This is a genomic window from Catenuloplanes atrovinosus, from assembly GCF_031458235.1.
GTDB lineage: Bacteria > Actinomycetota > Actinomycetes > Mycobacteriales > Micromonosporaceae > Catenuloplanes > Catenuloplanes atrovinosus.
Genome location: NZ_JAVDYB010000001.1, coordinates 5,470,103 through 5,496,608 on the forward strand (window position 1 = coordinate 5,470,103; position 26,506 = coordinate 5,496,608).

17 protein-coding genes are annotated in these 26,506 nt (G+C 72.7%); 9 read left to right on the forward strand and 8 right to left on the reverse strand.

Annotated elements, in window-relative coordinates:
- The first annotated feature begins 397 nt into the window (after positions 1–397).
- Positions 398–2,464, forward strand: coding sequence for a glycosyl hydrolase family 95 catalytic domain-containing protein (locus tag J2S41_RS24205; protein ID WP_310370771.1), 2,067 nt, complete (start codon positions 398–400; stop codon positions 2,462–2,464).
- A 238-nt stretch (positions 2,465–2,702) separates the two neighbouring features.
- Here J2S41_RS24205 and J2S41_RS24210 read toward each other — a convergent pair whose 3' ends face one another.
- The 3 genes from J2S41_RS24210 to J2S41_RS24220 are packed head-to-tail and all read right to left on the reverse strand — an operon-like array spanning position 2,703 to position 6,288.
- The gene (locus J2S41_RS24210; protein ID WP_310370772.1) at positions 2,703–3,644 is read right to left on the reverse strand and encodes a carbohydrate ABC transporter permease; all 942 of its coding nucleotides are present in this window, start codon (positions 3,642–3,644) and stop codon (positions 2,703–2,705) included.
- Positions 3,641–4,636 (reverse strand): ABC transporter permease, encoded by a 996-nt coding sequence (locus J2S41_RS24215; RefSeq protein ID WP_310370774.1) that lies wholly within the window; start codon positions 4,634–4,636, stop codon positions 3,641–3,643. The genes J2S41_RS24210 and J2S41_RS24215 overlap by 4 nt, the downstream gene beginning before the upstream one ends.
- The gene (locus J2S41_RS24220) at positions 4,633–6,288 is read right to left on the reverse strand and encodes an extracellular solute-binding protein (protein WP_310370776.1); all 1,656 of its coding nucleotides are present in this window, start codon (positions 6,286–6,288) and stop codon (positions 4,633–4,635) included. The genes J2S41_RS24215 and J2S41_RS24220 overlap by 4 nt, the downstream gene beginning before the upstream one ends.
- A 172-nt stretch (positions 6,289–6,460) precedes the next feature.
- Between J2S41_RS24220 and J2S41_RS24225 the strand changes: the two genes are divergently transcribed.
- The 3 genes from J2S41_RS24225 to J2S41_RS24235 all read left to right on the forward strand — a co-directional run bounded on the left by J2S41_RS24225 (position 6,461) and on the right by J2S41_RS24235 (position 11,890).
- Positions 6,461–7,615, forward strand: a complete 1,155-nt coding sequence (locus J2S41_RS24225; protein ID WP_310370778.1) for an ROK family transcriptional regulator — start codon at positions 6,461–6,463, stop codon at positions 7,613–7,615.
- 302 nt (positions 7,616–7,917) lie between these two features.
- Positions 7,918–10,746: a glycoside hydrolase family 3 C-terminal domain-containing protein gene (locus J2S41_RS24230; protein WP_310370780.1), complete on the forward strand. Its 2,829-nt coding sequence runs from the start codon at positions 7,918–7,920 to the stop codon at positions 10,744–10,746.
- Positions 10,739–11,890 (forward strand): LacI family DNA-binding transcriptional regulator, encoded by a 1,152-nt coding sequence (locus J2S41_RS24235; protein WP_310370782.1) that lies wholly within the window; start codon positions 10,739–10,741, stop codon positions 11,888–11,890. The genes J2S41_RS24230 and J2S41_RS24235 overlap by 8 nt, the downstream gene beginning before the upstream one ends.
- Before the next feature lie 216 nt (positions 11,891–12,106).
- On the opposite strand, the gene J2S41_RS24240 is transcribed toward J2S41_RS24235, so the two are convergent.
- The gene (locus J2S41_RS24240) at positions 12,107–12,883 is read right to left on the reverse strand and encodes a 5-formyltetrahydrofolate cyclo-ligase (RefSeq protein ID WP_310370783.1); all 777 of its coding nucleotides are present in this window, start codon (positions 12,881–12,883) and stop codon (positions 12,107–12,109) included.
- 134 nt (positions 12,884–13,017) lie between these two features.
- Between J2S41_RS24240 and pyk the strand changes: the two genes are divergently transcribed.
- The 4 genes from pyk (at position 13,018) to J2S41_RS24260 (ending at position 16,851) form a co-directional block, all read left to right on the forward strand.
- Positions 13,018–14,436, forward strand: coding sequence for a pyruvate kinase (pyk, locus tag J2S41_RS24245; RefSeq protein ID WP_310370786.1), 1,419 nt, complete (start codon positions 13,018–13,020; stop codon positions 14,434–14,436).
- A gap of 47 nt (positions 14,437–14,483) precedes the next feature.
- Positions 14,484–15,317: an acyl-CoA thioesterase gene (locus J2S41_RS24250; RefSeq protein ID WP_310376496.1), complete on the forward strand. Its 834-nt coding sequence runs from the start codon at positions 14,484–14,486 to the stop codon at positions 15,315–15,317.
- Positions 15,318–15,369: 52 nt separating this feature from the next.
- Positions 15,370–15,864, forward strand: a complete 495-nt coding sequence (locus J2S41_RS24255) for an RrF2 family transcriptional regulator (RefSeq protein WP_310370787.1) — start codon at positions 15,370–15,372, stop codon at positions 15,862–15,864.
- Positions 15,865–15,951: 87 nt separating this feature from the next.
- Positions 15,952–16,851, forward strand: a complete 900-nt coding sequence (locus J2S41_RS24260; protein WP_310370789.1) for a sulfite exporter TauE/SafE family protein — start codon at positions 15,952–15,954, stop codon at positions 16,849–16,851.
- A 3-nt stretch (positions 16,852–16,854) separates the two neighbouring features.
- Here J2S41_RS24260 and J2S41_RS24265 read toward each other — a convergent pair whose 3' ends face one another.
- Positions 16,855–17,718: a LysR family transcriptional regulator gene (locus J2S41_RS24265; RefSeq protein WP_310370791.1), complete on the reverse strand. Its 864-nt coding sequence runs from the start codon at positions 17,716–17,718 to the stop codon at positions 16,855–16,857.
- 70 nt (positions 17,719–17,788) lie between these two features.
- On the opposite strand from J2S41_RS24265, the gene J2S41_RS24270 reads away from it, so the two are divergent.
- Entirely contained in the window at positions 17,789–18,763 is a 975-nt protein-coding gene (locus J2S41_RS24270; protein WP_310370792.1) for an EamA family transporter, read from the forward strand.
- A gap of 187 nt (positions 18,764–18,950) precedes the next feature.
- On the opposite strand, the gene J2S41_RS24275 is transcribed toward J2S41_RS24270, so the two are convergent.
- From J2S41_RS24275 to gltB, 3 genes are all read right to left on the reverse strand, one after another.
- Positions 18,951–20,201, reverse strand: a complete 1,251-nt coding sequence (locus tag J2S41_RS24275; protein ID WP_310370794.1) for an AAA family ATPase — start codon at positions 20,199–20,201, stop codon at positions 18,951–18,953.
- A gap of 246 nt (positions 20,202–20,447) precedes the next feature.
- Complete coding sequence (locus J2S41_RS24280; RefSeq protein ID WP_310370796.1) at positions 20,448–21,920, reverse strand: glutamate synthase subunit beta; 1,473 nt, start codon at positions 21,918–21,920, stop codon at positions 20,448–20,450.
- A complete protein-coding gene (gene gltB / locus J2S41_RS24285) occupies positions 21,913–26,439 on the reverse strand; it encodes a glutamate synthase large subunit (protein ID WP_310370799.1) in 4,527 nt (1,508 codons plus the stop codon). Before gltB ends, J2S41_RS24280 begins: the two co-directional genes overlap by 8 nt.
- Between the last annotated feature and the right edge of the window lie 67 nt (positions 26,440–26,506).

A 26,506-nucleotide genomic window follows, 5' to 3' on the forward strand; every position in this document is an offset into this window, starting at 1 on the left:
AACACGACCGGACGCGCTCGGCGGCCCGAATCGTGAAACGCATGAGATCGGGATCACTCGGGCGAAGCGCTTGGAAACATGATCTTCATCCCGGTGTCACCCGGGACCGGGGAACGACGGCGTAGTCTTCTTCTTGTCGCCGCGGCACGCCTGCGGCCAGGGACTTTCCCCGCTCGGCGCGACCGCCACGGGTCGCGCTAGGCGGCGCTCCGGTGCGCCACGCACCGACGGAGCCGGTGGAGGTAGGTGCCCACCTCCACCGGCTCCGATGCGCCCGCCGGAATGACGCCGTCGCATTATCGGATCGCCTGCGATTTCATCCGTGCGCCGATATTCGATTTCCGGTCCCATTCAGGCCATATTGACGGCCGTCGACTGCCTCCATCACAGTGAGTGAATGGATCTTCACACCGACCACACCCCGGCGCGGGAGTGGGAACACGCGATGATCTCCGGGAACGGGCGCCAGGGGCTGCTGTTCTGGGGCGGCCCGGACGCGGTGCGGCTGACGCTGTCGCACGAGCGCCTCTTCCTGCCGGTCACCGAGCCACTCCCGCCGCCGGACACCGCCTCGATCCTGCCCGAGTTGCGCCGGCTGCTGGCGGGGCGGCGGTTCGCGGCGGCCGCGGACCGGGTGTGCGGGCACGCGGCCTCGGAGGAACCGGGGTACGCGGACCTGCGCTGGGTCGACCCGCTGATCGGCGCGGCCACGATCACGTTCACGCCGCGGGAGACCCGGGCACGGGGGTACGCACGGAGCACCGACTTCGCGACCGGCGTGGTGACCCAGCGCTGGGGCGGCGTGGTCTGCGCGGCGTTCGTGTCCCGCGCGGACGACGTGGTCGCGTTCCGGGTGACCGGCACGGACGGCGACCTGGCGATCGCGCCGGTCGACGGCGTCCCGGAGCGCCCGGTCCGCACGGCCGTCGACAACCTGTCGCTGGTGGCGCGCTTCCCGGGCGCGGACCGGCCGGGCGCGCTGCCCGGCTACCGCGTGGAGTGCCGGGTGTCCCGCGACGGCGACGGCCTGCTGCTGCTGGCGCGCACGGTGGTGGACGGCGCCTCCGTACCGTGGCCGGACGGGGACTTCGAGCAGTTGCTGGCCGCGCACGTGTCCGTGCACGGCGAGCTGTACGGCCGGTTCCGGCTGGAGCTGGGCGGTGACCGGGTCGAGACGCTGGTGAACGCGTGCCGGTACGCGGCGATCAGCGCGTCCGGCGAGCTGCCGCCGACGTTGCAGGGCGTGTGGAGCGGCGGTTACCGGCCGCCGTGGCGCAGCGCGTACACGCTGGACGGGAACCTTCCGGCCGCGGTGGCCGGCTTCGCGCCGACCGGCACGCCGGAACTGCTGGAGCCGGTGGTACGGATGGCGGAGGCGCGCATCCCGGACATGCGCGTCAACGCGCGCCGCCTGTACGGCGTGGACGGCCTGCTGGCACCGGTGCATCAGAGCACGCACGCGCTGGTCAACCACTTCGGCCCGCGCTGGTGCCAGACGTTCTGGACCGCGGGCGCGGCCTGGCTGGCGCGGCTGTTCGTGGAGTTCTACGAGCACACCGGCGACGAGGCGTTCCGGCGGGAGCGGATGGTGCCGTTCCTGGCCGAGGCCGCGGACTTCCACCTGGGTTTCGTGACGGTGGAGGACGGGCGGGCCCGGTTCGCGCCGTCGTACTCGCCGGAGAACGCGCCGGCGAACACCGGCTCGCAGGCGTGCGTGGACGCGACCATGGACGTGGCCGCGGCCGGCGGGTTGCTGCGCGACCTGCTGCGCTTCGCCCCGGACGATCCGCGGGTGCCGCGCTGGCGGTCGCTGCTGGAGGCGCTGCCGCCGTACCGGATCGGACCGGACGGCCTGCTGGCGGAGTGGGTCGATCCGGGCCTGGCGGACGCGCCCGGTCACCGGCACGCCAGCCACCTGTATCCGCTCTGGTACGGCGGCGACCCCGCGTTCGACGACCCGGCGCTGCGCGCGGCCGCGGCGCGGGCGATCCGGGCGCGGCTGGCGTGGTGGGACGGCCAGGAGGCGGACGAGATGGCGTACGGCCTGGCGCAGCTCGGCATCGCGGCCGCGCACCTGGGCCTGGTGGACGAGGCGTACGGCACGCTGACCCGGCTGGCGGACCGCTATTTCCGGCCCAGTCTGGTGCCCACGCACAACCGCGACGCGATCCTCAACGTCGACCTCGCGGGCGCGTTCCCCGCGCTGGTGACCTCGATGCTGGTCCGCTCGCGCCCCGGCCGCGTCGACCTGCTGCCCGCGCCGCCTTCGGCCTGGCCACGCGGCACGGTGTCGGGCCTGCTCGCCCGCGGACCGGTCCGCATCGCCCGGCTGTCCTGGACGCCGGCGGGGATGGAGGCGGCCCTGACCGCGCCGCGGCCGATGCGGATCACGGTCGGGCTTCCGGATGGCTCATCAGCGGAAGTCGACCTCAATAGCGACACCGAAACGCACTTGAACTGTTGACACTTAGTTTGGACACACGGAAAAATTGTCGATGCGTGGCGCGCCATGGTGGGGGCGTCCACGCGGGATCGGGGCGCCGGCTGACCGGCGCCCCGATCGCTTTCCCGCCGAGATCCACCGGTTGCCGATGCGTAGGGGCTTGCGGCCACGGATCGGACAGGGAGGCCGCCCGCGGCCGACCGGTGCCCGCGGGAGCTTGCGTAACCCGGGCCGCCGGAAGCGGGCGGAGACAAGGGTTTCAGCCCTTGACCGCGCCGATGATGACGCCCTTCGTGAAGTGGCGCTGGATGAAGGGGTAGACGATCAGCGCGGGCACCACCGTGACGATGACGACGGCCATCTTGATGGCCAGGCTGGGTGGCGCGGAGTAGCCGATGCCGGGGATGTGGACCACCGCGCCGCCGCCGACGTTGGGTGGGGCCTGGCCGAGCAGGATGTAGCCCTGGAGCAGGCGCTGCAGGGGCTGGAGGTCGTTGCGGTCGATGTACAGGATGGCGTTGAAGAACGCGTTCCAGTAGCCGACCGCGTAGAACAGGCCGATCACGGCGACCACGGCCTTGGAGAGCGGCAGCACGATGCGGGTGAGGATGCGGAACTCCCCCGCGCCGTCGATCCGGGCGCTGTCGATCAGCTCGGACGGGATGTTCATGAAGAACGCGCGCAGCACCACCAGGTTGAACGCCTGGATCGCGGTCGGCAGCGTGAGCGCGAGCAGGTTGTTCTTGAGGCCGAGGCCGGTGACCACCAGGTACGACGGGATCATGCCGGGGTAGATCAGGAACGTGAGCAGGAAGTAGAACAGCAGCGGCCGGTGCCCGACCGAGTTGCTCCGGGACAGGCCGTAGGCGGCGAGCACGGTGAGCGTGAGGCTGATCGCGGTGCCGATGAACGTGATCAGCGTGCTGATCCAGACCGCGCGGCCGATCAGCCCGCCGGAGAAGATCACGACGTAGGCGGACGGGTCCAGCTCGCGCGGGAGGAGGACGTAGCCGCCGGCCTCGTTGATCGTCTCGGCCGAGGAGAGGCTGGTGACCAGCACGACCCAGAGCGGGACCAGGACGGCGGCGGTGACCAGCGTGAGGATCGTGCCCTTGCCGAGCTGGCCGAGGACGCTGGGCCGCTCCTCCCAGACCGGCCGGCGGGAGGAGCGGGACGAGCGGCGCGGAGCGATGGTAGTCATGACTTCTGGTAGATCCCCTGCTCGCCGAACCGGTGTGCGATCTTGTTGGCGGCCAGGATCAGGACCAGCCCGACCACGGCCTTGAACAGGCCGGCCGCCGCGCCGATGCCGTACTGCTGGACGACGACGCCGCGGTAGTAGACGTAGGTGTCGAGGACCTCGGCGGCCTGCCGGCCGACCGCGTCACGTTGCAGGATGAACTGCTCGAAGCCGACGTTGAGCGCGTCGCCGAGCCGCAGGATGAGCAGCAGGATGATGACCGAGCGCAGGCCGGGCAGCGTGATGTGCCACAGCCGGCGCCAGCGTCCGGCGCCGTCGGCCGCGGCGGCCTCGTAGAGCGTGGGGTCGATCGCGGCGAGCGCGGCCAGGAAGATGATCATGCCCCAGCCGGCGTCCTTCCAGACCGCCTGCGACGTGACCAGCACGATGAACGTGTCCGGGTTCGTCATGATCTCCGGCGGCGTGTAGCCGGCGTCCCGGACCACCTGGGCGAGCAGGCCGGCGCCGCCCAGCATCAGCTGGAAGAACGAGACGACCAGCACCCAGCTGAAGAAGTGCGGCAGGTAGACGACGCTCTGGATGAACGCGCGCAACCGCGGTGAGAGCACGCTGTGCAGCAGCAGCGCCAGCATGATCGGCAGCGGGAAGTAGAAGATCAGCTGGAAGACCAGGATGGCGAGCGTGTTGCGCAGCGAATCCCAGAACGACGGGTCCTCGAACAGCGCCTCGAAGTTGCCGAAGCCGATCCACTCGCTGTAGAGGAACGCCTCGAACGGATTCGCGCCGGCGAACGGGTTGTAGTCCTGGAACGCCACCACGTTGCCCAGCGTGGGGACGTAATGGAAGACCAGGACCAGCAGGAACGCGGGAGCGACCATGACCAGCAGCGGCCAGTCGCGGCGCAGCCGATCCCGCAGCCGCCGCGCGTTCCGGGGTGGTGGGGGGTCGGTGCGGGGCCGGACCGGGGCCTCGACCGCGGGCGGTGCGCTCATCGGCCGTTGTCGGCGAGGACTGTGGCGTAGAACTCGCGGGCCTCGTCGCCGCCGGTGTTGCGCCACTCGGTGACGACCGCGTCCAGGTCGGAGATCGGGCGGCGACCGCGCTCGATGTCGGTCATCTTGTCCACGGTGGGCTGCGTGATGCTGGCCAGTTTGGTCGGCGTCTCCACCTTGATGCCGGCCCACGGGTCCGGCTCCGCGTACCGGATCGCGTCGTTGGCCCAGGCGAGGAAGTCCTGCGCGTAGTTCGGCAGGTCGGCGCCGCCGACGATCACCGCGGGACGCCCGCCGAGGAAGCCGAACTGGTTGGCGTACTCCTTGGTGTACAGGTCGTTGGTGACCGGGGTGCCGTCGGCGGCGCGGGTGAAGTGGGTGCCCTCCACGCCGTACTCGCGCAGCTCGTACTCCTTGGTGCCGAACGGCGCGGCGGTCCAGTTGAGCACGCGCAGCAGTTCCTCGGTGCGGGCCTGGCCGAGGCCCTTCTTGATGAAGGTCCAGATGATGCCGGGCGTGCCCTGCCAGCGGACCGGCTGCTGTCCGGGCGCCGCGCCGAACACCTTGATCGGCTGAAGGTTGAACGTCGGGTTCACCCGGGTCTCGTCGCGCTGCAGGCCGCGCCACACACCGAGACCGCCCTGCCAGCAGACCACCTTGCCGGCGCGGAGCAGCGCGTTCGCGTCGCCGCCCTTGCTGCCGGCCAGGTCCGGGTGCATCAGCCCGTCCCGGTGAATCCGGATCATGAACTCGATGGCCTGCCTGTACTCCGGGGTCTCGTACTTGTGCACGAGCGTGCCGTCCGGGTTCTTCCGCCACCCCTGCTGCGAGCCGGGTACGCCGAGCGCCTGCTGCACCTCGGCCGAGATGTCGCCGAACGCCCAGACGCCCTTGCCCGGGTCGGTGAGCTTCGTGCCGTACGCGTACAGCTCGTCGAGGTTCGTCGGGTCCGCCACGCCGGCCGCCTCGGCCAGGTCCTTGCGGTGGAACAGCGCGTACGGGAACGGGCTGTCCGTCGGGAACGGCACGCCCATCAGCTTCCCGCCCCAGACCGAGTCCTTCCACGCCGCGGTGGGCAGGGCGGCCAGCATCGGATAGTTCGCGCCCTTCTCCTTCGCCAGGTACGGCGTGAGGTCCTCGAAGAGCACGTGCGCGCCCTCGGAGAAGCGGGCGATGCGCGCGATGTCCCAGCCGGGGATGACCAGCAGCTCCGGCACGTCGCGCGCGCCGACCATCGCGTTCACCTTCTCGCTGTACGTGTTGCCGTCCTGCACGCTGAACTCGACCGGCACGCCGAGCGCCGCGTTGACCGCGTCCACGTACGCGTTCTGCCCGGTGGCGGGCGGCGGCGGGCCCCACCACGGGGTGGTCGCCTTGATCGGCGTGCCGCTGGTGCCGGGCTTCTCGGTGATCGCGGCGACCGTCTTCGCCGGGTAGCGCACGTAGCCGTCCGCGACCGGGGGCGTGCCCTTGATGTCCGGCTGCACGAGCTGCACCGGCTTGAAGTCCGGCACCACCGCGCTGGCGGCGTCCGCGTTGGTCGCGGTGCCGGTCGGGCCCGGCTCCCGGCTGCAGCCGCTGAGCAGGCCGCCACCGGCCACGGTGGCGGCGCCCATGCCGACGAGTCCCAGGATTGTCCGGCGGTTCGTCACCGCGCGCTCCTCTCGGATATGTGTGTGCCCGCGCCGGTGAAGGCGCTAGAGTTAGTTCGTCTGGTGACTAAACAAAGTAGCCGACGGTGCAGTGCCCCACAAGGGAGGTGCCGGGCGGCGGATGCGGCATGATGGTCGGGACACCGGGGAGCGGGGCACAACGTTGATCACCATGCAGACCGGCCCGCAGCCGGCCGACTTCGCCGACGTGCGAGCGACGAACCTGGCCGTCGTGCTGCGCCACGTGCGCGCGCACGGGCCGGTCTCCCGCGCCGGCATCGCGGCCGCCACCGGGCTGAACAAGGCGACCGTCTCCAGCCTGGTGGCGGACCTGATCGAGCGTCGGCTGCTGCGCGAGACCGGCCTGGCGGAGAACCGCATCGGCCGGCCCGCGACCATGCTGGTGCTGGACGGCTCGGCGTACGCGGCGATCGGCATCGAGGTCACCGGCGACCACCTGACCGCGGTCGCGGTGGACCTGGCCGGCGAGCAGCTGCTCTCCTGGCGGCGCGCGTTCCCCGGCCGGGAGGCCGAGCCCGGCCGCGGCGTCAGCGCCATCGCGGCGCTGGCCGGCCGGGCCGCCGCGCGGGCGGGCACGCGGGGCCGCCAGGTGCTGGGGCTGACCGTCGGCGTGCCCGGCCTGGTCGACGAGGCCGGCGCGGTGCGGTCCTCGGCCGCGCTCGGCTGGTCCGACGTGGACCTGCGCGGCGACCTGCTCAAGGCGCTGCGCAAGCCGGAGTACGACGTCGCCGTGGACAACGACGCGAACCTCGCCGCGCTCGCCGAGCAGCGCTACGGCGGCCACGACGGCGCGCGCAACCTGGTCTACCTGGCCGGCGAGACCGGGCTCGGCGCCGGGCTGATCGTCGACGGCCGGCTGCTGCGCGGCGGGCGCGGCTTCACCGGCGAGATCGGCCGAATCCGGCTGCACGGCGGCACGCTGGAGGAACTGGCCGGCATCGAGTCGCTGATCCAGCGCGCGCTGCCGGACGCGGACGCGGAGGGCCCGGTCACCGACTTCGCGCCCGAGGTGGAGCGCGTCGCGGCCGCGGCCCGCGCCGGTGACGCCCGCGCGCTGGAGGCGCTGCGCGACGTCGGCCGCCACCTCGGCCACGGCCTGTCGCTGCTGAACCACCTGCTGGACCCCGAGGTGATCGTGCTCGGCGGCTACTTCGTGCCGCTGGCCGAGTGGCTGATCCCGGCCGCGGGGACGGACGGCGCGACGGTGACCACGTCCGCGATCGGGCCGGGCGCGGCCGCGGTCGGCGGCGCGGCGCGGGTGCTGGACGCGCTGGACGCGGGCGTGCTGCCGGCGCTCGCCGGCTGACCTTCCTCAGCGGCGCCTTTTGTTGTCCGGCACGCTGAAATGCGTCGTGTTTCATTGATCTTGGACATTGCCGCAGGCTGGGGTGGGAGCGATTCCATCGGCCGGATTCATCGACATGGAATCGATGCTCCTCACCCCTTGACCGGGCGTGGCCAGGGGTGCAAACCTCAGTTTACTCCGGGTGTAACACGCTGGAAACCGTGCGACCTCGGAGCTTTTCTCGAACGTTCGTCGAAGCGCTTCGAGAAATCCGCAGGCGCTCCCCACCAGAGCTGTACGGCGCACTCAAAGGATGACCCACCGTGAGTGATCTTCAGGGCACCGTCTTCCGCGACCCCGAGCAAGCGCTTTCCTCGCGTGTCGCGGATCTGCTCGGCCGGCTCACCCTCGCGGAGAAGGTGGCGCTGCTGCACCAGCACCAGGCCCCGGTGCCGCGGCTCGGGATGGAACGCTTCAAGACCGGCACCGAGGCGCTGCACGGCGTCGCCTGGCTCGGCCCGGCCACCGTGTTCCCGCAGGCGCTCGGGCTGGCCAGCACCTGGGACTCGGACCTGGTCCGCCGGGTCGGCGCCGCGGTCGGCGACGAGGTGCGCGGCTACCACCACAAGGACCCGGAGCGCGCCGGGCTGAACGTGTGGGCGCCGGTGGTCAACCCGCTGCGCGACCCGCGGTGGGGGCGCAACGAGGAGGGCTACGCCGAGGACCCGTGGCTGACCGGGCTGATCGGCACCGCGTACGCCCGGGGCCTGCGCGGCGACCACCCGTTCTACCTGCGTACCGCGCCCACGCTGAAGCACTTCCTGGCGTACAACAACGAGACCGACCGCGCGCTCACCTCCAGCAACCTGCCGCCGCGCGTGCTGCACGAGTACGAACTGCCCGCGTTCCGCGCGCCGCTGGCCGCCGGCGCCGCCGTCGCGGTGATGGCCTCCTACAACCTGGTCAACGGCGTGCCCACGCACCTGAGCCCGCTGATCGGCGAGGTGCTGCGCGGCTTCTCCGACGAGGAGATCATGGTGGTCGGCGACGCGGCCGCGGTCTCCAACCTGGCCCGCGAGCAGCGCCGCGCGCCGGACCACGTCGCCGGCTTCGCGGCCGCGCTGCGGGCCGGCGTGGACTGCATGACCGAGGACGGCGAGGACAGCGCACCGACGATCGGGTTCCTCACCGAGGCACTGGACCGCGGGCTGATCGACGAGTCGCACGTGGACGCCGCGGTGCGGCGCATCCTGTCCGTGCGGTTCCGGCTCGGCGAGTTCGACCCGCCGGAGCGCAATCCGTACGCGGCGATCACCGCGGACACGATCAACCGCACCGCGCACCAGGAGCTGGCCCGGGAGGCGGCGCGCGCGTCCGTGGTGCTGCTGAGGAACGAGTGCGGGCCGATCCTGCCGCTCGCACCCGGCACCCGCGTGGCCGTGATCGGGCCGCTCGGCGACGCGGTGCACGAGGACTGGTACTCGGGCGGGCTGCCGTACCAGGTCACGCCCTACCGGGCGATCGCGGAGCGGGTTCCGGCCACGGTCACCGAGGGCGCCGACCGGGTCGCGCTGAAGACCCCCGGCGGGTACGTGTCCGCGCCCTCCTCCCCCGGCGGCGGACCGCTGCGCGGCGACGCGGCCACGCCCTCGCACTTCGACGTGCTCGACTACGGATACGGCGTGATCGCGCTGCGCGCCGCCGGGAACGGGCGGGTCGCGGCCGTGTTCGAGCCCGGCGGGCCGCTCGTCAACGACCAGCCCGGCCCGAACGGCTGGGAGGTGCACGAGACGTTCGACACCGCGGACGCCGGCGACGGGCGGCTGCACCTGCGGCACCGGCAGACCGGCCGGTGGGTGGCGCTCGGCGCGGACGGGCTGCTGCGCGCGTCCGCGGAGACGGCGGACCGGGCGGTGCCGATCGCGGTCGACGTGGTGGCCGACGGCGTCGAGGCCGCGGTGACCGCCGCCGCGGACGCGGACGTGGCCGTGGTGGTGCTCGGCAACCACCCGCTGGTCAACGGGCGGGAGACGGAGGACCGGCCCGGGCTCGGGCTGCCCGCGGCCGCGGCGGCGCTGCTGCGCGCGGTGTACGCGGCGAACCGGCGCACCGTGCTGGTGCTGACCAGCAGCTATCCGTACGCGCTGGGCGCGCTCGCGGACCGGCTGCCCGCGGTGCTGTGGTCCGCGCACGGCGGGCAGGAGCACGGCACCGCGATCGCGGACGTGCTGTTCGGCGCGGACGCGGGCGGGCGCCCGGTGGACCCGGCCGGGCGGCTCACCCAGACCTGGTACCGGTCCGAGGCGGAGCTGCCGGACCTGCTCGACTACGACATCGTCGCCACCGACGCCACGTACCTCTACTACCGGGGCGCGCCGCTGTTCCCGTTCGGGCACGGGCTGAGCTACACCCGGTTCGGCTACCGGGACCTGCGGCTGAGCGCGGCCTCGATCGGCCCGGACGACGCGGTGGAGGTGTCCGTCGAGGTGACCAACGCCGGTGACCGGGACGGCGTGGAGGTGGTGCAGCTCTACACGCGCCAGCAGCGCTCCCGGGTCAAGCAGCCGCTGCGGGCGCTGCGCGGCTTCGCCCGCGTCCGGCTGGCGGCCGGCGAGAGCACCCGCGTGACGCTCCCGCTGCGCGCGGCCGACCTGGCGTTCTGGGACGTCACCCGCGGCCGTCCGGTGATCGAGGCGGCGCGGCACACGGTGGCGGTCGGCCGGTCCAGCGCGGACCCGGTGCTGACCACCACGCTGACCGTGCGCGGCGAGCGGATCCCGGACCGCGACCCGGGCGCGACGCTGCGCGCGGCCGACAACGACGACTACGACGGCGTGCTGCCGGTGCGCCATGACCGGCTCGCGTCCGTGCGCGCGGACGCGTGGGCCGCGTTCGAGCGCGTCGCGTTCGGCGGTCAGGCGCGGGTACGCGTCCGGGGCACCGGGCCCGGCACGGTCACGCTGCGGCTGGACGACCCGGCCGGTCCGGTGATCGGCACCGTGGCGCTGCCGGCGGGCGACGCGCCGGCCGAGGTCACCGCGCCGGTGGAATCCGTGGACGGAGTGCGCGACCTGTTCCTCGTCTACGGCGGCGCGGGCATTACCGTGAGCGAGATGACGTTCACGGCGGCCGAGAGGGGCATCGGTGGGTGAGGACCGGGCGTTCTCCGTACCCGCGCAGAGCGGTCCGTCCGACGAGGACCGGCCCGCGTCCGCGCGGCGCACCACGAGCCGCCGCGGCGGCGCGAAGCGGCCGGACACGGTCACGATCACGGACGTGGCCCGGCACGCGGGCGTCGCGGTCAGCACCGTGTCCTACGTGCTCAGCGGCAAGCGGGCGATCTCCGCGGTGACCCGGGAGCGCGTGCTGGCCAGCATCCGCACGCTCGGGTACCACCCGCACGCCGGCGCCCGCGCGCTGGCCAGCCGCCGCGCCAACGTGATCGCGCTGGTCCTGCCGCTGCGCAGCGGCATGCACCTGCCGGTGCTGATGCAGTTCGCCACCGCGGTGGTCACCACGGCCCGGCAGTTCGACCACGACGTGCTGCTGGTGACCGCGGACGAGGGCCCGCACGGGCTGCGCCGGATCGCCGGCTCCGCCATGGTCGACGGCATCGTGATCATGGATGTGGAGATGCGCGACCCGCGCGTGCCGCTGCTGCGCGAGCTGGAGCGGCCCAGCGTGCTGATCGGCTTCCCGGCCGACGCGGGCGGGCTGACCTGCGTCGACCTGGACTTCTACCGGGCCGGCGCCGCGTGCGTGGACCACCTGGTGGCGCTCGGGCACCGGTCGCTGGCGCTGCTCGGCGCGCCCGCGGTCGTCTACGAGCGGGACACCGGCTTCGCGCGGCGCACCCGGTCCGGGTTCCTGGAGACCGCGCGGCGGCACGGCGCGGCCGCGGTCGCCCAGCCCTGCGAGGAGAACTATCCGGCGGTACGCGACGCGCTCGCCCGGCTGCTAGCCGAGCGCCCGGACCTGACCGGGCTGGTGGTGCACAACGAGGCCGCGGTCGCGCACGTGCTGGCCGCGCTGCCCACGCTGGGCCGGCACGTGCCGCGGGACATCTCCGTGGTGGCGATCTGCCCGGACGAGCTGGCGGAACGCTCCGACCCGGCGCTGTCCTCCGTGCTGATCCCGGCGGAGGAGGTCGGCCGGCAGGCGGTGTCGCTGCTGATCAGCAAGGTGGAGGGCGAGTCGGTCCCGGACGCGACGCTGCTCGACCCGCGCCTGACCGCCCGCGCCAGCACCGCCTCCGCCCGCCCGGCCCTCTCCCTCTCCGCCGGCCTCGACGCCTGACCGACCGGACCACGGCGCCGACCCGTCCCACCACGGCGCCCGGTCCCGCCGCGCCGGACTCCCGCCGCGGACGACGCCGCCGTGCCGCGGCGCCCGGCCGGCGGCGCCGCGCGGTGGGGTTCTTGCGGCCACGGATCGTGCAGGGAGGCCGCCCGCGGCCGACCGGTGCCCGCGGGAGCATGCGGACCGCACCCCGCCGGAAGCGGGTATATCGGCTTATAGGTTTTCGCGCAGCTGCCGCAGCAGCGGGATCGCCGCGATCTTCGCCTCGGTGAGGTCCGCCCAGTCGATCCGGCCCGGCGTGCGCGGCCCCCGGTGCGGGCGGCAGTCGATCACCCGGTCCGGCGTGACGATCAGGTCCAGCGGTACGTCGTGGCCGGTGACCGGGATGTCGCCGGCCGGGCGGACCTGCGTCTCGTGCACCGTGGTCACCACCAGCGTGTGCGGCCCGATCAGCCCGGCCGCGGAGGCCACCGCGTACTCCAGGTCCGCGAAGCCGCCGCCCTTGCCGAGCCGCGCGCCGTCCTCGCCGGCCGCCACGCAGCCGGTCACCACCAGGTCGACCGGGTGCAGGTCGGCGACGGGCACGCGGCGGGCCGAGCGCGTCGCGCCCGCGATCGAGGCGGCCCGGCGCGGCGTGTCCGCCAGGTGCGCGGGGTCGAGCAGGAAGAACGGCTCCGGCTCGGCCAGCCGGGGCACGGCCATGAACACTGTCTTGCCGTCCTGCAGCGCGCGCTGGCGCACCGGCAGTTGCGCGGAGTCCGGGTTCGCCTTGACCGTGTGCGCGGCGGCCCACTCCGGCAGGCCGCGCAGCCGCTCCGCCGCCGCCTCCGCGCCGATGAAGTTGGAGATCCGGTGCCGGGCGCCGGGGAAGCGGGACGCCTTCGCCGCGATCAGCGCGTCCCACACCTCCTCGCGCAGCGCGGCCTTCGCGGCCAGCAGCTCGGCCGGGCCGCCGGCGTCGTGGTCGTGGCGCTTCGGCGGTCGGGGCATCGGCCGATCATCCCAAAAACCTCCGGCGGTACGGCATCCGCGTCCCCGACCAGGACTTAAGGCACGTTCAGGCAGGCGGTGTCGTCCGGGGGTGGGCACCACGCGGGTACCGGCACAGGGCTAGCCTGAGGTATGTGACACGCCGCGCGAAAATCGTCTGCACTCTCGGCCCCGCGACCTCGTCCCCGGAACGCATCCGGGGCCTCGTGGAGGCCGGCATGGATGTGGCCCGGCTGAACTTCAGCCACGGTGACCACTCCGACCACGAGCAGGTCTATCACCTGGTGCGGGAGGCCGCGAAGGCCTCGGGCCGCGCCGTCGCCGTCCTGGCCGACCTGCAGGGGCCGAAGATCCGCCTCGGCCGCTTCGAGGACGGCCCGCACGAGTGGCGCACCGGGGACTCCGTGATCATCACCGGCGATGACGTCCTCGGCACCGCCACCCGGGTCTCCTGCACCTACCGCAAGCTTCCGCAGGAGGTCAAGGTCGGCGACCGCCTGCTGATCGACGACGGCAAGGTCGCCGTCGAGGTCACCAACGTGGAGGACAACGACATCCACGTCCTCGTCGTCGAGGGCGGCAAGGTGTCGAACAACAAGGGTGTCTCGCTGCCCAACGTGGCGGTCAGCGTGCCCGCGCTCTCCGAGAAGGACGCGGAGGACCTGCGATTCGCGCTGCGGATCGGCGCGGACCTGATCGCGCTCTCCTTCGTGCGTACGCCGGAGGACATCAAGCTGGTGCACAGCATCATGGACGAGGAGGGCATCCGCCGCCCCGTCCTGGCCAAGGTGGAGAAGCCGGAGGCGGTCACCCACCTGGAGGCGATCGTCGAGGCGTTCGACGGCGTCATGGTCGCCCGCGGTGATCTCGGCGTGGAGATGCCGCTCGACCAGGTGCCGCTGGTGCAGAAGAAGCTGGTCCAGCTCTGCCGGGAGAACGCGAAGCCGGTCATCGTCGCCACCCAGATGCTCGACTCCATGATCGAGAACTCGCGCCCCACCCGCGCCGAGACCTCCGACGTGGCGAACGCGGTGCTCGACGGCGCGGACGCGGTGATGCTCTCCGGCGAGACCAGCGTCGGCAAGTTCCCGGTGCTCACGGTCAGCACGATGGCCAAGATCATCGAGACCACCGAGTCCGGCGAGTTCGGCGTGCCGCGCCTGCAGCACGACCCGCGCACCCACGGTGGCGCGCTCACCGTGGCCGCGTCCCAGATCGCGCGGAACATCGGGGCGAAGGCGCTGGTCGCGTTCTCGCAGACCGGTGACACCGTGCGCCGCCTGGCCCGGCTGCACTGCGAGCTGCCGCTGCTGGCGTTCACGCCGCTGCCGGAGGTCCGCGACCAGCTCGCGCTCAGCTGGGGCGTGCAGACGTTCCAGACCGCGTTCGTGGAGCACACCGACGACATGTTCCGGCAGGTCGACGGCGCGCTGCTCGGCCTCGGCCAGTTCAAGCCCGGCGACTACGTGGTCGTCGTGGCCGGCACCCCGGCCGGCACGCCCGGCACGACCAACACGCTTCGCGTGCACCAGCTCGGCACGCTGACCGCGTGAGTGAGCCTCCTGCCTCCGGGCAGGCCGCGGTGGACCAGCTGCTGGAGATGCTCGACCTCCAGCGGCTGGGCCCGTCGGTGTTCCGGGGCGACAGCCCGCAGGTCTCCCGCCAGCGCATCTTCGGCGGCCAGGTCGCCGCGCAGGCGCTGGTGGCGGCCGGGCGCAGCGTGGACCCGGACCGGACCGTGCACTCGCTGCACGGTTACTTCGTGCGGCCGGGCGACCCGGCCGTGCCGATCGAGTTCCGGGTGGAGGACATCCGGGACGGGCGGTCGTTCTCGGTGCGGCGCTCGGTCGCGTACCAGCACGACAAGGTCATCTTCTTCATGTCCGCCTCCTTCCACGTGTACGAGGAGGGTCTGGACCATCACGAGCCGTTCCCCGCGGACGTGCCGGCGCCGGAGAGCGTGCCGACCGTGGCCGAGCGGATGGCCCGCTACCCGGAGCGGCTCGCCGTGCTGGCCGCCACGTCACCGCGCGCGATCGACGTGCGCTACCTGGGCGAGCCCGGCTGGGTGCCGCCCGGCGACCGGCCGGTCAACGCGGAGCCGCGCGCGTGGATGCGGATCGACGGCAAGCTCCCGGACGACCCGCTGATCCACGCGGCCGCGCTGACGTACGCGTCGGATCTGACGCTGCTGGACGCGGTGCTGGCCACGCACGGCGAGGTGTGGGGCCCGGGCGGCGTGGTGGGCGCGAGCCTGGACCACGCGCTGTGGCTGCACCGGCCGTTCCGCGCCGACGAGTGGTTCCTCTACGACTGCTCCAGCCCGAACGCGTCCGGCGCCCGCGGGCTGGCCTCCGGCCGGATGTTCGCCGCGGACGGGCGGCTGATCGCCAGCGCGGTCCAGGAGGGACTGCTCCGTCGCATCGGCGGCTAGAGTCCGCATCCTCTGCCGATCACGACATTCCCTATACGGATACTCTTCTTTCATGCGTCTGTCCGCCCGGGTCGACTACGCGCTGCGCGCGGTCGCCGAACTCGCCCTCGCCGCCGCCGACGCGGTCCCGGACGCCACCGCGTCCCGGTCCCCGCGCCCGGGAAACCCGCTCACCGCCGAACGCATCGCGCGGGCGCAGGAGATCCCGCCGAAGTTCCTGGAGAGCATCCTGCTCCAGCTGCGCCGCGGCGGCATCGTGCACGCGCAGCGCGGTCCGGAGGGCGGGTACTGGCTGGCCCGGCCGGCCACGGAGATCTCCCTGGCGGACGTGATCCGGGTGATCGACGGTCCGCTCGCCAACGTGCGCGGCCAGCGCCCCGAGGACCTCGGCTACTCCGGTGCCGCGGTCGCGCTCCAGGAGGTCTGGATCGCGCTGCGGGCCAGCGAACGGGAGATCCTGGAGCTGGTCACGCTCGCCGACATCGCGGCCGGCAAGCTGCCGGACCGGGTGCAGGAGCTGGCCGCCGACCCGCGCGCCTGGGTGTAGCACGCTCCCAGCTGCTGGACGGCGCTCGACCCTCGCCGTAAAGTCCACTAATCTGATCGACATTGTCTGACAGATGGGTGGTGTGGGATGCGCAAGCTCGTCGTCCTGGCGCTGGTCGGGTTGGCCGCACAGCTCGTCGACGGCGCGCTCGGCATGGGATACGGCGTCACCTCCAGCACGCTGCTGCTGGTCGCGGGCCTGACTCCGGCGTCGGCGTCCGCGTCCGTGCACCTCGCCGAGATCGGCACCACGCTGGCCGCCGGCGCCGCCCACTGGCGGTTCGGCAACGTCGACTGGCGCGTGGTCCGGCGCATCGCGCTGCCCGGTGCGCTCGGCGCGTTCCTCGGCGCCACCGTCCTCAGCAGCCTCTCCACCGAGGCCGCCGAGCCGTGGATGGCCGGCATCCTGCTCGCGCTCGGCGTCTACCTGCTGGTCCGCTTCGCCCGGCCGATCGGCCGCGCGATCACCCGGTCGCCGCTGCGCAGCCGGTTCCTGGCGCCGCTCGGCCTGGTCGCCGGCTTCGTCGACGCCACCGGTGGCGGCGGCTGGGGCCCGGTCGCCACACCGTCGCTGCTGGTCAGCGGCCGGATGGAGCCGCGCAAGGTGGTCGGCTCGGTGGACACCTCCGAGTTCGTGGTCGCGCTCGCGGCCAGCGCCGGCTTCCTGCTCGGGCTCGGCACCTCCGGCTTCGTCTGGGGTACCGTGCTGGCGCTGCTGGCCGGCGGCCTGGTCGCGGCGCCGATCGCGGCCTGGCTGGTCCGCATCGTGCCGGCGCAACTGCTCGGCGCGGTGGTCGGCGGCATGATCGTGCTGACCAACGCGCGCACCATGATGGCGTCGTTCGACATCACCGGCGGCGCCGGCACCGCGGTCTACGTGCTGATCCTGGCCGGCTGGGCGGTCGCGGCCACGCTGTCGGTGCGCGCGCTGCGCCGCACCCGGCGCGCGGAGGCGATCGTCCGCGAGCGCGAGCTGGCGACGGTCTGACCGCTACTCCGCGAGCACCTCGAAGGCCAGATCGACCAGCGCGGGTACGGACGGGTGCGTCACCGGCTCCGGCCAGGCCAGCACGACCGACACCGGCGGCGCGTCCGCGAGCGGCACGTAGGCGACGTCCGGGTTCGGATAGACCGCCACGGTCGCCTCCGTGCTCACGCCCACCGCGCGGCCGGCCGCGATCGCGATCAGCCAGTCGTCCGTGTTGACCACGTCGACCACCCGGGCCGGGCCGGTGCCGGGCGGCCACAGCCCGCGGGTGGTGCTGCCGGTGATCCGGTTCATCGCGACCGGCTCCGCGGCCAGGTCGGCCAGCGTCAGCTCGGCGCGGCCGGCGAGCGGGCTGTCCGTCGGCACCACCGCGAACCGCCGCTCGGACAGCAGGCGCGCCGCACGCAGCCCGGTGAGCGTCTCCGGCGGCGGATCGCGCAGGATCGCCACGTCGCTGCGCCCGCGCAACAGCCCCGCGTGCCGGTCGTCGTCGATGCGCAGCAGCTCCAGCGGCACGTCCGGATGCTCGCGCGCCCAGCGGCGCAGCAGCGCCGTGGTGCGCACGCCGAGCGCGGACCAGGCGTGCCCGAGCCGCAGCGGCCAGGTCCCGGCCCGCGCCGGATCCAGCGTCGCGTCCACCGCCGCGACCGCCGCCTCGGCCCGCTGCCGGTACGCCTCCCCCGCCGCCGTGAGCCGCAGGTGGTGCGTGGAACGGTCGACCAGCCGCATGCCCAGGTGCTCCTCCAGCTGGCGCAGCGTGCGGGACAGTGCCGGCTGAGTGACGTGCAGCCGCGCCGCCGCCCCGGTCACGCTCCCCTCGGCCGCGATCGCGAGGAACGCGCGCAGGTGCCGAAGGTCCGCGGTCATAACCTGAGAGCATAACCGCCGCCCATTCGGCATTTCCGCCGCGATTGCGGCCCGCATAGCGTGGTCTCACGTGACGACGGACGTCCTCGCATCAGAGACTCCCACCGCACCCACCTCGCCCGCCCGCCAAAGACGCGGTGGCCGGCGCGGCGACCTGGGCGCGGTGGGCCTGGTGCTGGCCGCCGCCGTCTCCGTCCAGTTCGGCTCCGGCGTCGCCGCGCTCCTCTTCCCGCAGGCCGGCGCCGCCGGCATGGTCGCGCTGAGGCTCTCCGTGGCCGCCGTCCTGATGCTCGCGCTGTGCCGCCCCCGCCTGCGCGGCCGCTCCCGCGCCGACTGGCTCGCCGTGGCCGGCCTCGGCCTCGCCTTCGCCGGCATGAACTCCGTGTTCTACCAGGCCATCGACCGCATCCCGCTCGGGCCCGCCGTCACCCTCGAGGTCCTCGGCCCGCTCACCCTCTCCATCGTCACCGCCCGCCGCCGCGGCACCTGGCTGTGGGCCCTGGTCGCGCTGGCCGGCGTGGCCCTGCTCGGCACCGGCGGCATCGACCGCCTCAACGCCCCCGGCGTAGCGCTCGCCCTGGTCGCCGGCGCCCTCTGGGCCGCCTACATCCTCCTCAGCGCCTCCGTCGGCCGCCGCTTCACCGGCGCCGACGGCCTCGCGCTGGCCCTCGGCGTGGCCGCACTGCTGACCCTGCCGGTAGGCATATTCTCGGCCGGCTCGGCCCTGCTCGACCCGGTGGTGCTGGTCCTGGGCGCGGGGGTGGCGCTGCTCAGCTCGGTGCTGCCGTACACCTTCGAGATGACCGCACTCCGCCGCCTGCCATCATCGACGTTCGCGATCATGATGAGCCTGGGACCGGCGCTCGCCTGCCTGGCCGGTTTCGTGGTCCTGGGCCAGCCCCTCAACTGGCTGGAGGGCTCGGCCGTCCTCCTGGTCATCACCGCCAGCGCCGGCGCCGTCCACACCGGCACCGCCACTCCCCCGCCCACCATCACCGCCACCCCTACCGCCCGGCGGCGATGGCGGCGTGGGCGGGCCGGCTGAGCGGTCCGCTCGCACCCGGCCCTCCCGAGCCCGACCCTTCCGTGGCCGCCTTTCGCGGCGTGACCACTGTGGCGATGTGAACCGTGGGCACGTGATTCGGCGGGACCGGCAGGGAGGAGCGCCAGCGACGACCGGTGCCCGCGGGAGCATGCGGACAGCACCCCGCCGGAAGCGGGTAAAGGAAAGATCAGCCCGCCTTCGGCGTCTTCACCGATCGGAGCCGCCGCCCCACCTGTCCCTCCCCCAGGTCCGGCACCGCGCCGAACCGTCCCGCCAGATATGACGTCGGCAGGTCCTCGTGCCGGCCGGGCTGGGCGGCCGTCAGGGGATAGATGTCGCTGCAGCCGATCTTGTCCTTCTCGACCAGCCAGACCTGTCCCGGTTCCAGCAGCCGCTTGCCGCTGGGGGTGCTGAGCACGCTGACGTCGTGGGCCGTAAAGAGGAGCTGTGCGTCGTTCGTGTTGACCTCGGGGTCCTGGAAGAGGCGGACGACTTCCGCGGCGAAGCGGGGGTGGAGGCTGGAGTCCAGTTCGTCGACCAGCAGGACGGCGCCCTCGTCCAGGGCGAGCAGCATCGGGCCGAGCATGGCGAACCAGCTGCGGGTGCCGAAGGACTCGGATTCCCAGGGCATGGGGTACGCGGTGCCGTCCGCGCCGGTGTGGATGAGCTGGACGTCGGTGACGGTGCGGCCGGCGACCCGGGTCTCGACCGGCTCGACGCCCTCGATGCCGAGGTCGGCGGCGCGCAGCAGCGCCTCGATGCGGTCGCGTTGCGGGCCGAGGACGGCCTGGCGGGTGAACTCCTCGCGCTGGTAGCGCTCGTCCTCGGGGGTGAGGAACCAGAGGTTGCGCTCGAACCAGTAGAAGACCGGGGCGAGTTCGGGATGGTTGTTGGTGGCGGCGACCGTGAGGAACAGCGCATTGGGGCGGGTCATCTTCACCATTGCGGCGCGGTCCTTGAGCCGGTCGCCGGGGAATTCGAATGGCTGGCGGCGGGACGCGTCGCGGTCGAACCAGACCTGGCGGCGGCCGCGCGGATACGCGTGCAGCCATTCGGCGACGACGCGGTCGGGGCCGAGCTCGAATCCGTAGGTGTACCGGATTCCGTCGTTGACGAAATCGAGTTCGTAGAGCGAGGTCTCGCGTTCGGCGGCGGGGTCGAGCGCGAACAGCTCGCGGGGTACGCCGCGCTGGGTGGCCCACTGGTAGTACGAGTCGAGCACCGCGGTGCGCATCTCGACCAGGCCCTTGAGCAGATTGGATTTGCCGGACGCGTTCGGCCCGAAGATGCCGATGAGCGGGTAGACGTCGAGCTGCCGGCCGCCGGCGACGGGGACCTGGCGCGCGGCGTGGGCGGTCTTGCCGGTCGGGACCGCGAATGCCAGCTCCCGCTCCTCGCGGAAGGACCGGACATTGGCGACCCGGAACTTCAGCAGCATCTGATCTCCTCAGCCGCGATCAGCGTTGCCCGCCCTCTGGTTTCTGATTCGCTGTCAAGTCTCTGCTGGTGCGCGCCGGGTGACCGTGGGCAAGGCATGCGTGCGGCGGCACCACAAGATGATGCCAGTACGGAAAGAAATCAACAAGATCGTTCGCGTTTCGGTCACACGCGGGCGCATAAAAGTGACGGAATGCTGAAGCCGCACCCCGATCTGAGTGACGGGGTGCGGCTTCGGCAGAAATATTCAGATGGCCAGCGAGTTCGCCGTGGAGCCGACCGGCGCCGGCAGTTCGCCCGGCGCGCCGAGGTAGCTGTGCACGGCCGCGGCGGCCGCGCGGCCCTCCGCGATCGCCCAGACGATCAGCGACGCGCCGCGGTGCATGTCGCCGGCGACGAACACGCCCTCGGCCGCGGTCTGCCACCCGGCGTCCGCGTCGATCGCGCCGCGCGCGTTGCGGTCGATGCCGAACTGCTCCAGCAGCGGCTGCCGCTCGGTGCCCTCGAAGCCGATCGCCAGCAGCACCAGGTCGGCCGGGAGCACGCGCTCCGAGCCGGGCTTGACGGTCAGGATGCGACGGCCGTCCACCTTGGTCACCTCGACCTCGGCGATGCGGACGCCCGTCAGCTGGCCGGTGTCGTCGCCGACGAACTCCTGGACCGCGACCGCGAACTCGCGGACGCCGCCCTCCTCGTGCGCCGGGTAGTTGCGCAGCACGTACGGCCAGGTCGGCCACGGGTCGCGGATGCCGACGCGCTTGGCCGGCGGCTCCGGGTAGATGTCGAGCTGGTAGACCGCGGCGGCACCCTGCCGGTGCGCGACGCCGAGGCAGTCCGCGGCCGTGTCGCCACCGCCGATGATCACGACGGACCGGCCGGCCGCGTCGATCGGCGTGGTCTCCTGGAGGCCGGCCACCACACGGTTCGCCGGGACCAGGTGCTCCATGGCGAGGTGCACGCCGCGCAGCGTGCGGCCCGGCGTCTCCGGGGTGTCGCGGCCGGCGAGCGCACCGGCCGCGAGGACCACGGCGTCGAACTCGGACCGGAGCTGGTCCGCGGTCACGTCGACGCCCACGTTCACGCCGGTACGGAACACCACGCCCTCGGCCTCCATCTGGGCCATCCGGCGGTCGATGTGCTCCTTCTCCAGCTTGAAGTCCGGGATGCCGTAGCGCAGCAGACCGCCGATGCGGTCGTCGCGCTCCAGCACCTCCACGTCGTGACCGGCGCGGGCCAGCTGCTGCGCGGCGGCCAGCCCGGCCGGGCCGGAGCCGACCACCGCGACCCGCTTGCCGGTCTTCGAGGCGGGCGGCTGCGGCGTCACGTAACCCTTGTCGTACGCCCGGTTGATGATCTCGACCTCGACCTGCTTGATCGTGACCGGATCGTCCGAGATGCCGAGCACGCACGCGCCCTCGCACGGCGCCGGGCACAGCCGCCCGGTGAACTCCGGGAAGTTGTTCGTGGCGTGCAGCGACTCGATCGCGGTGGCCCAGTTGCCGGTCCGGACCAGGTCGTTCCAGTCCGGGATCCGGTTGCCGAGCGGGCAGCCCTCGTGGCAGAACGGGATGCCGCAGTCCATGCAGCGGGTGGCCTGCTCCCGGATGAGCTGGTCGCTCGCCTCCGGATAGACCTCCCGGTAGTCGCGGATCCGCACCGGCACCGGGCGGCGGGCCGGCAGCTGCCGCCCGTAGCGCAGGAAACCGTTCGGGTCAGGCACGTGCGACCTCCATCACCGCTTCGTCGACGTCACGGCCGGCGGCTTCGGCGGCACGGATCGCTTCGATCACTCGCTTGTAGTCACGCGGCACCACCGCGACGAACTCCTCGACCGCGTCCTGCCAGCGCTTCAGCAGGTCCTCCGCGACCGCGGAGCCGGTCTCGGCGAAGTGCCGCTGGACCAGGCCGTGCAGCACGGTCTGCTCCTCGTCCGAGAGCGTGGCCAGCTCGACCAGCTCCGGGTTGATCCGGCGCTTGTCCGGGCGCCACAGGAACGCGGTGCCGCCGGACATGCCGGCCGCGAAGTTGCGGCCGTGCTTGCCGAGCACCACCACGGTGCCGCCGGTCATGTACTCGCAGCCGTGGTCGCCGACGCCCTCGACCACCGCGGTGGCGCCGGAGTTGCGGACCGCGAACCGCTCGCCGGCCCGGCCGCGGACGAACAGCTCGCCCGCGGTCGCGCCGTAGAGGATCGTGTTGCCCGCGATGATCTGCTCCTCGGCCGTGAACGGCGCGGACGCGTCCGGGCGGATGATCACGCGGCCGCCGGAGAGGCCCTTGGCGACGTAGTCGTTCGCGTCGCCGACCATCCGCAGCGTCACGCCGCGCGGCAGGAACGCGGCGAACGACTGGCCGGCGGTGCCGTGCAGCGTCACGTCGATGGTGTCGTCCGGCAGGCCCGCGCCGCCGTAGCGCCGCGCCACCTCACCGCCGAGCATCGCGCCCACGCTGCGGTGATCGTTGCGAATCCGCACGGAGAGCGTGACCGGCTCCCGGTTCTCCAGCGCGGGCCGGGCGAGCGCGATCAGCTCGTTGTCCAGCGCCAGCTCCAGGCCGTGGTCCTGGTCGCGGACCTTGACCCGGGCCGCGCCCTCCTCCAGCTTCGGCACCGCGAGCACCGCGCGCAGGTCCAGCCCGCGGGCCTTCCAGTGCTCGATCGCCGGCGCCAGGTCGAGCGACTCCGCGTGCCCGATCGCCTCCTGGAGGGTGCGGAAGCCCAGCTCGGCCAGGTATTCGCGCACCTCCTCCGCGATGAACATGAAGAAGTTCTCCACGAACTCCGGCTTGCCGGTGAAGCGCTCGCGCAGCACCGGGTTCTGCGTGGCGATGCCGACCGGGCAGGTGTCCAGGTGGCAGACGCGCATCATGATGCAGCCGGAGACGATCAGCGGCGCGGTGGCGAAGCCGAACTCCTCCGCGCCGAGCAGCGCCGCCACGATCACGTCCCGGCCGGTCTTGAGCTGGCCGTCGACCTGCACGGTGATCCGGTCGCGGAGCTTGTTGAGCAGCAGCGTCTGCTGCGTCTCGGCCAGGCCCAGCTCCCACGGCGTACCCGCGTGCTTGAGCGAGTTCATCGGGGAGGCGCCGGTGCCGCCGTCGTGCCCGGAGATGAGCACGACGTCGGACTTGAGCTTGGCCACGCCGGCCGCGACCGTGCCGACGCCGGACTCGGACACCAGCTTCACGTGGATGCGGGAGGCCGGGTTGACCATCTTCAGGTCGTGGACGAGCTGGGCCAGGTCCTCGATCGAGTAGATGTCGTGGTGCGGCGGCGGCGAGATCAGGCCGACGCCGGGCGTGGCGTGCCGGGTCCTGGCCACCCAGGGGTAGACCTTGTAGCCGGGCAGTTGACCGCCCTCGCCCGGCTTCGCGCCCTGCGCCATCTTGATCTGGATGTCGTCCGCGTTGACCAGGTACTCCGTGGTCACGCCGAACCGGCCGGACGCGACCTGCTTGACGGACGAGCGGCGGGCCGGGTCGTAGAGGCGCTCGACGTCCTCGCCGCCCTCGCCGGTGTTGGACTTGCCGCCGAGGTTGTTCATCGCGATCGCGAGCGTCTCGTGCGACTCCGCGGAGATCGAGCCGTACGACATGGCGCCGGTCGCGAACCGCTTGACGATCTCGCTCGCGGGTTCGACCTCGTCCAGCGGGATCGGCGTTCCCGGCTTGAGCCTGAACAGGCCGCGCAGGTGACCGCCCTCCGCGGCCAGCGCGTCCACCTTCTCGGTGTAGCGGCGGAACACGTCGTACTGCTTGGCGCGGGTGGCGTGCTGGAGCAGGAACACCGTCTCCGGGTTGAAGAGGTGGATCTCGCCCTCGCGGCGCCACTGGTACTCGCCGCCGACCTCCAGCGCGCGGTGGGTCCGCTCCGCCGGGTTCGCCGGGTAGGCCTTGGCGTGCCGCGCCGCGATCTCCGCGTGGATCTCGCCGAGCCCGGCCCCGCCGATCTTGCCGGGCGTGCCCGCGAAGTAGCGCTCGATCAGCCGCCGGTCCAGGCCGACCGCCTCGAAGACCTGGGCACCGCAGTACGACGAGACCGTCGAGATGCCCATCTTCGACATGATCTTCTGGACGCCCTTGCCCAGCGCCTTGACGTAGTTGCGGACCGCCTTGCCCGGCTCGACGCCGCTCAGCGCGCCCGTGGCGATCAGGTCCTCCACCGACTCGAACGCCAGGTACGGGTTGATCGCCGCGGCGCCGTAGCCGATCAGCGCGGCCGCGTGGTGCACCTCGCGCGCGTCGCCGGTCTCCACGATCAGCGCCACCCGGGTACGGGTCTGCTCGCGCACCAGATGCTGGTGCACCGCGGCGGTGAGCAGCAGCGACGGGATCGGCGCCAGGTCGGCGTTGGAGTCCCGGTCGGAGAGGACCAGGATCCGCACGCCGTCCTCGATCGCCTCCGAGACGTGCCGGCAGATCTGGATCAGCCGGGCCCGGATGCCCGCGGCGCCGTCGCGCAGCGGGTACAGCCCGGAGACCCGCACCGCCTTGAAGCCGGGCAGGTCACCGTCGTCGTCGATGGAGAGGATCTTGGCGAGCTCGTCGTTGTCGATGATCGGGTACGGCAGCACGATCTGCCGGCAGGACGCCGGTCCCGGGTCGAGCAGGTTGCCCTCCGGGCCGATCGTGGTCTGCAGGCTGGTCACCAGTTCCTCGCGGATGGCGTCCAGCGGCGGGTTCGTCACCTGGGCGAACAGCTGGTGGAAGTAGTCGTAGAGCAGCCGCGGCCGCTTCGACAGCGGGGAGATGGGCGTGTCCGTGCCCATCGAGCCGAGCGGCTCCGCGCCCGCCTTCGCCATCGGGCCGATGAGGACCTTCAGCTCCTCCTCGGTGTACCCGAACGTCTGCTGCCGGCGCTGCACCGAGTCGTGCGTATACACGATGTGCTCGCGGGCGGGCAGGTCCTCCAGGTTGATCAGACCGGCGTGCAGCCACTCGTCGTACGGCTGCGCCGCGGCCAGTTCCGCCTTGATCTCGTCGTCCTCGACGATCCGCCCGGCCACGGTGTCGACCAGGAACATCCGGCCCGGCTGGAGCCGGCCCTTCGCCACCACGGTCGCCGGGTCGAGGTCCAGCACGCCCGCCTCGGAGCCGGCCACGACCAGCCCGTCCAGCGTGCGCCACCAGCGCCCGGGGCGCAGGCCGTTGCGGTCCAGCACGGCGCCGACCACGGAGCCGTCGGTGAACGCGACCGCGGCCGGCCCGTCCCACGGCTCCATCAGGCTCGCGTGGAAGCGGTAGAACGACCGCTTCGCCGGGTCCATGTCCGGGTCGTTCTCCCACGCCTCCGGGATCATCATCAGCACCGCGTGCGGGATGCTGCGGCCGGACAGGTGCAGCAGCTCCAGCACCGCGTCGAAGTTCGCCGAGTCGGACGCGTCCGGCGGGCAGACCGGGAACAGCCGCTTGATGTTGCCGGGCAGGTTCTTCGAGGCCAGCGCCGCCTCGCGCGCCGCCATCCAGTTCTTGTTGCCCCGGATCGTGTTGATCTCGCCGTTGTGCGCGATCAGCCGGTACGGGTGGGCCAGCGGCCAGGACGGGAACGTGTTCGTCGAGAACCGGGAGTGCACGAGCGCGATCGCACTGCGCACCCGCTCGTCCTCCAGGTCGGGGAAGAACACCGGGAGCTGGTCCGGCGTGAGCATGCCCTTGTACACGAACGTGCGCGAGGACAGCGACGGCAGGTACGCCGGGATGCCGCGCTCGGCCGTCTCCCGCTCCGCCTGCTTGCGCACGCAGAACGCCACCCGCTCCAGATCGAGCCCGGACAGCGGCGTGCCGGCCGGGATCCCGGCCGTGGACGCGAGCTGCTCGGCCGCGATGAAGACCTGGCGGATCAGCGGGCGGGCCGCCTCCGCGGACGCGCCGAGGTCGTCGTTGACCACCGGGACGTCGCGCCAGCCGAGCACCTCGGCGCCCTCGACGAGCGCGTACTTCTCGAAGATCTGCACCGCGCGGGCCGCGTCGGCCTCGTCGCGGGGCAGGAAGACCAGACCGGTCGCGTACTGCCCGGCCGGAGGAAGCTCGAAGCCCGCGACCGCGCGGAAGAACTCGTCCGGAACCTGGATCATGATCCCGGCCCCGTCGCCGGTGTTCGTCTCGGCACCGCGTGCTCCGCGGTGGTCGAGCCGGATCAGCGCCGAGACGCCCTTGGCGACCACGTCGTGCGAACGGCGGCCGTGGAGATCCGCGACGAACGCGAATCCGCAGGCGTCATGCTCGAACGACGGGTCGTACATCAGGCCGGCCGTGCCGGGGAAATCGCCCGTCGGGGCGGCTCCGGTAACGGGGAGATGAACTCCCTGA

Bases quoted from the DNA above. Each gene is read 5' to 3' on its own strand.
- J2S41_RS24215 (WP_310370774.1), bottom strand. From the start codon at position 4,636: ATGAGCGCACCGCCCGCGGTCGAGGCCCCGGTCCGGCCCCGCACCGAC.
- J2S41_RS24265 (WP_310370791.1), bottom strand. From the start codon at position 17,718: ATGACCGCGGACCTTCGGCACCTGCGCGCGTTCCTCGCGATCGCGGCC.
- J2S41_RS24205 (WP_310370771.1), top strand. From the start codon at position 398: ATGGATCTTCACACCGACCACACCCCGGCGCGGGAGTGGGAACACGCG.
- J2S41_RS24210 (WP_310370772.1), bottom strand. From the start codon at position 3,644: ATGACTACCATCGCTCCGCGCCGCTCGTCCCGCTCCTCCCGCCGGCCG.
- J2S41_RS24275 (WP_310370794.1), bottom strand. From the start codon at position 20,201: ATGCTGCTGAAGTTCCGGGTCGCCAATGTCCGGTCCTTCCGCGAGGAG.
- J2S41_RS24250 (WP_310376496.1), top strand. From the start codon at position 14,484: ATGCTCGACCTCCAGCGGCTGGGCCCGTCGGTGTTCCGGGGCGACAGC.
- J2S41_RS24260 (WP_310370789.1), top strand. From the start codon at position 15,952: ATGCGCAAGCTCGTCGTCCTGGCGCTGGTCGGGTTGGCCGCACAGCTC.
- J2S41_RS24240 (WP_310370783.1), bottom strand. From the start codon at position 12,883: ATGCCCCGACCGCCGAAGCGCCACGACCACGACGCCGGCGGCCCGGCC.
- J2S41_RS24225 (WP_310370778.1), top strand. From the start codon at position 6,461: ATGCAGACCGGCCCGCAGCCGGCCGACTTCGCCGACGTGCGAGCGACG.
- gltB (WP_310370799.1), bottom strand. From the start codon at position 26,439: ATGTACGACCCGTCGTTCGAGCATGACGCCTGCGGATTCGCGTTCGTC.
- J2S41_RS24255 (WP_310370787.1), top strand. From the start codon at position 15,370: ATGCGTCTGTCCGCCCGGGTCGACTACGCGCTGCGCGCGGTCGCCGAA.